The 5,184-nt window shown below is 42.5% G+C and carries 3 protein-coding genes; all 3 read right to left on the bottom strand.

What is annotated here, in order from left to right; translation table 11 throughout:
* Positions 1-302: 302 nt before the first annotated feature.
* Entirely contained in the window at positions 303-1,601 is a 1,299-nt protein-coding gene (locus tag RMX89_RS34380) for a P-loop NTPase fold protein (protein ID WP_322682846.1), read from the bottom strand.
* A gap of 529 nt (positions 1,602-2,130) precedes the next feature.
* Positions 2,131-3,483, bottom strand: a complete 1,353-nt coding sequence (locus RMX89_RS34375) for a (Fe-S)-binding protein (protein WP_322692133.1) — start codon at positions 3,481-3,483, stop codon at positions 2,131-2,133.
* A gap of 54 nt (positions 3,484-3,537) precedes the next feature.
* Positions 3,538-4,875, bottom strand: a complete 1,338-nt coding sequence (locus RMX89_RS34370; protein ID WP_322692132.1) for an FAD-binding oxidoreductase — start codon at positions 4,873-4,875, stop codon at positions 3,538-3,540.
* Positions 4,876-5,184 lie beyond the last annotated feature (309 nt).

The raw sequence follows: 5,184 nt of genomic DNA, 5'->3' as shown, positions 1-5,184 counted from the left end.
ACAAGTCTGAAATAGCTGATTAACCAGGGTTTTACCCCACCCTAACCCTCCCCTTATAAAGGGGAGGGAACTAGATTTACGGTCTCCCCCCTTTATAAGCTACGGTGTACACACAAGTCTGGAGTCGTTTACGAATCTGGTTTTTACCCCACCCTAACCCTCCCCTTGCAAAGGGGAGGGAATTAGATTTCCGGCTTCCCCCCAATGCATCGGGGGGATTGAGGGGGGTAATTCGACTTGTGTGTACACCGTAGCCCTTTATAAGGGGGGAGTAAGGGGGGTAATTGTTCATATACGCCGATTTATAACCTAAATTCCTTGGCTTCAGCCAAAATCGGATTGACATCAAACCAAGAACCATCTTCATTTCGGTATTCAAATACAAACATACTGCGAAGCAAAAGTTCGTATCTTTCATGACCTCTCAAGCTTTTCTTTTGCGCCACCTCACGCAGTACTTCCCATTCATCAGGCGTAATTGCCAAAGTTAGCTCATTACGGCGTTGTTTAATCACCCTATCCACGCACTCCCGCGACAAAGGCGGGTCTTCTTGCTGAAGACAGCGAAACAATAACATCAACAAGTTACGCAAATGACCGCCGCTAACTCGGCAAAGTCGCTCTAAAGTATCAGAATTATCAAAAACCTCGGTAATTAAATGCTGGCTTTGTTCCCAACTAACACCAGGAAAAGCCCTCGCCATCACCATCTGTTGCAGCAGCGTGATTCCTTGTGAGAATTGCAAACCATCTTGTAATTGCACAGGAACCATCGGCAAAACCTTGGGGTCTACGCCAAAGCGATTTGTTAACCTTCCTAAAGCGTTGGAAAAAATCAACACTAAGGGAATAGTATAAACAACATGACAATTTAGCTGGTTTAACTGTTCGCCCCGTTCCACAAAGAGATATTCTGGCTGATAATAACCCGAAGGCTTTAAAGAATTATCTACTCTGTCGAGATTATCTATAATTACCACCAGTCCTTTTTTACCTTGCTGCTTAAGTTTCTCTCTCGCAGGCTTGAGCAATTCTTTGTTAATTGATTCTAAAATGCCGTTGGTGCGCGGTTCTAAATATTGCCGTAACTGAGCGCGAAGTTTGGGACTATCTTTAGTTTTGGCGGTAATTTTGGCAATACCTACAGATAACTCTCCCCCAAGTTCTATCGGCGTTTGCAAAAATTCACCAAGTTCAGTAAACAGAGTTTGAAAGTATCCAGGCTTGAGGTTAATTTTGATTGCTTCTAGACTTTGACTAACCTCACGAGCTACTGCTAATAAAATATCTGTAACATCAATATCAGCCATATCCAAGCTTTGGCTAGACTCGAAATAAACCACATGAAATCCCTGCTGTTCTAACTCTGCCTTTAGCCGCAGTAATTCAGTGGATTTGCCACAGCCGATATGTCCGGTAAATAATTGACAAGTGGGTTCTTCAGGTGAAAGGCGGGTGATAGTTCGCCCAAGTTCCTCAATAATTTTGGCACCACGCACTTTAGAGAAATCAATATAATATTGTCTATCCTCCGGTTTGCTCACAACCAGAGTTTTACTGGGGTTGCAAGCTTGAAAAAACCTGACTAAATCTAGTTTCATCACAAATTACCCGAAATCAGCTTGACGCTCTAGCCCATTTCAGTGATTATACAGACGACAAAGCGGCTATTTCGGAAAAAAGTCTTTAAGCTGGCTGATTAAGGGACTTCCAATAAAAAAATATCCCAATAGTAGGGGCGCACAGCTGTGTATTGGTATCAAATTAATGCGAAATCCTTGGTGTACACATAAGTCGAATTACCCCCCTTAATCCCCCCTTGTAAAGGGGGGAAACCGGAAAATCTAGTTCCCTCCCCTTTACAAGCTGAGATTCAAGTATGTTGCACCAATCTTACAGGAGAAATCGAAAATCTAGTTCCCTCGCCTTTACAAGCTGAGATTCAAGTATGTTGCACCAATCTTACAGGGAAAATCGAAAATCTAGTTCCCTCCCCTTTACAAGGGGAGGGTTAGGGAGGGGTAAAACCTACGCATAAACCCAAATGAGTAAAATATTTCAACTTGTATGTACACCGTAGAGTTAGGGAGGAGGGGAGCCAAAGCGCAGCTTTGGCTCTTTGGGGTGCTTTTACTTTAACTTTTCACCGCGAATCGAATAATCTAACAACTCCATCGGGTGAATAACTGATATCTTCTTACCTTGCAACTGCAAATGCTTGGTAATTTGCAAAGTACACCCCGGATTAGCAGAAGCAATTAACTCAGCACCAGTATTCAACAAATTCTCTACTTTTTGCCGACCCAATTCTTCAGACACTTCTGGTTGCAGCATATTATAAACTCCGGCACTGCCACAACATAAAGCTGCATCTATTGGTTCTCTCAACTTCACCCCTGGAATTTGTCGCAACACCTGACGCGGTTGGACGCTAATCTTTTGTCCGTGCAATAAATGACAAGCATCTTGATAAACTAAATTCAATGGTTGATCGGTCAACGGTGAAAGTTTCGCTGTTAAGCCAACAGTTGCCAAAAATTCTTGAGCATCTTTAACTTTAGCGGCAAAAGCCTTTGCCTTTTGTCGATATTCTGGGTCATCTTCTAAAATATGACCGTATTCTTTTAAAGTATGACCGCAACCAGCAGCATTGATAATTACAAAATCTACATCTGTTTTGGCAAAACTATCAATCATCTGTCTTGCTAAAGCTTTCGCCTGTTCTGTTTGTCCTTGGTGTTCGGGAAGCGCCGCACAACAACCTTGAGATTTGGGAATCACAACTTCACAACCATTCGCTGTTAAAACGCGCACTGTCGCTTCATTTACAGGGGAGAAAAACAGTCGTTGGACGCAACCCAAAATTACCCCGACTCGATACCGCTTTTCACCTTTAGCAGGAATCACAGTAGGCAAGTTATCTTGAAAAGATTTGAGAGTAATTTCTGGCAGAATTGATTCCATTGCTGCCAAACGGGGCGATATTTTATTCAGTAAACCCGTAGCCCGAAATAACTTAGGAAATCCTAACTTTTGATAAACTAACAACGGAACTAATAAAACCCGTAAAAGATTGGGATAAGGAAACAGAGAAAATATCAGTTGGCGAAAAAATCGATCTGGTAAACTGCGGGGATAATTTCGTTCAACTTGATGGCGAGTTGCAGAAATTAACTTATCATACTGCACGCCAGAAGGACAAGTACTCACACAAGCAAGACACCCCAAACAAGAATCAAAATGTTCTACTGTTGCGGTATTGAGAGCAATTTCACCCTCATTAATTGCATCCATTAAATAGACACGTCCTCTAGGAGAATCCATCTCCTTACCCAGCACCCGATAACTAGGACAAGTCGAAAGACAAAATCCACAATGTACACAACTATCAATTAACTTCGGATCGGGTGGATGACTCTCATCAAAGCCCTTCAAATTCTTTAAACTAGCCGTATTATTAACAGAATTTTTTGAAACTTGCATATATTCTTTTCCCCTCTCTATCTCAGCGTTCTCTGTGTCTTAGCGGTTCGTTTCTTAAATTCCACCCACAAACCGGCCAGGACTTAAAATATTCTTACTATCAAACTGTTCCTTAATACGGCGCATCAACGGCAAAGCATTACCCGTATAACCCCAAACATCTATTTGTTCTTTAACCGCAACTGGTGCTGACAGAATTGTTAAAAAACCACTACTTGCTTGAGTGGGATTGTTTCCAGCAAAGCCTAAGCGATCGCGGATTTTAAAAACTTGATTTTTACTCTCTAATTGTAACAAACCTAAACCATTACTAATATGAATTAAACCCAACTCCACTTGAGTCAAAATCCCTACAGCAGCAGTAGGTAACACTCCTATTTTGCAGCTAATTACCGATTCTGTAGCACTAGTATGTATTCGTTCTTGCAATCTCTGCCATAGATTAGCTTCATCACCATCGGTAAAAATTGCCCCATTTAACCCTAACTTTTGTCCAACTTCCAAAACTCGGTTTGATTGTTCTTTAACACTCTCACTAATACTTTGAAACCGAGCAATTAATCCCAGTCCTTCACCCAATCCTAAACTAGACACTAATTTAGTTGATAGCAAATCAGCCTGAACTGGTGTTAACGCCGAACCTCGAAGGATATTAGCCGCTTGAGATACAGCCTCAGCTTTCCCAGTTAGTACCACCGTCCCCGATGCCTCGGCTAGCGGATACAGGCGAAAAGTTAATTGACTAATAAAGCCTAATGTGCCATAAGACCCGGTAAGCAACTTCATCAAGTCATATCCGGCAACATTTTTAACTACTCTTCCCCCAGCTTTGGCGATTTCTCCATCAGCACGGACAAAGGTAATACCTAGTAACTGGTCGCGTACACTGCCATAACGTTGCCGCAGAGAACCTGTATCACCTGTAGCAACAATACCGCCAATGGTTGCTGACTCTGGTGCTGTCGGGTCAAGGGCGAGAAATTGCCGCGATTTTGCCAAAAGTGCTTGCAAATCAGAGAACTTCATCCCAGCTTCGACTGTGACAGTCAAATCACCAACAGCGTGTTCAATCAGTTGGTTGATGCGTTCTGTACTAACTACAACATCAATGCTTTTTGCTAAACCACCCCAGCTAAGTTTACTGCCACTACCACAGGGAAGGACGCGCCAGTTATTTGCATGAGCCGCGGTCATGACTGCGGCTAGCTGTTCTTGGTTGCGGGGATAGATAATACAACTGGGTGAATTTCCAGAAGCTATAGCTTGTTGGATACGTTTTTGCTGACTAAATTCGATATTTTCCCAAAGGCAAATAGCATTTTCTTCACCGACGATAGATGCAAGTTCAGAAGCGCAGACGCCTTGCGGCTTGTCGTTAGACATCGCTTTCATTGAGTTTATTTTTTTACGCCCTCCTTCTAATTTACTGGCTAACCTGACCAAAAAAGCGCATTGCCATTAATATACGGTGGCTTTAATATGAAAGCGATTCCTACGACTGGTTGCGCCCCTACGACAGGTGGAATTCAAATATATGAAACTGCTGTAAGAGGTTGTTTGAAGAGTGGTTGGCTGTGATTTTAGGCACTTATCGATCCCCCCAACCCCCCTTAAAAAGGGGGGCAAAACCTTTCAAAGTCCCCCAATTTATCCCTCTTCTGTCACTTTCCGAGTATTCTGAATAAAAGGATTAAAAGAAAA

It is taken from the genome of Nostoc sp. DedSLP04 (assembly GCF_034530775.1).
Classification (GTDB): Bacteria; Cyanobacteriota; Cyanobacteriia; order Cyanobacteriales; family Nostocaceae; genus Nostoc.
This window is presented reverse-complemented; position numbering and strand designations above follow the sequence as displayed.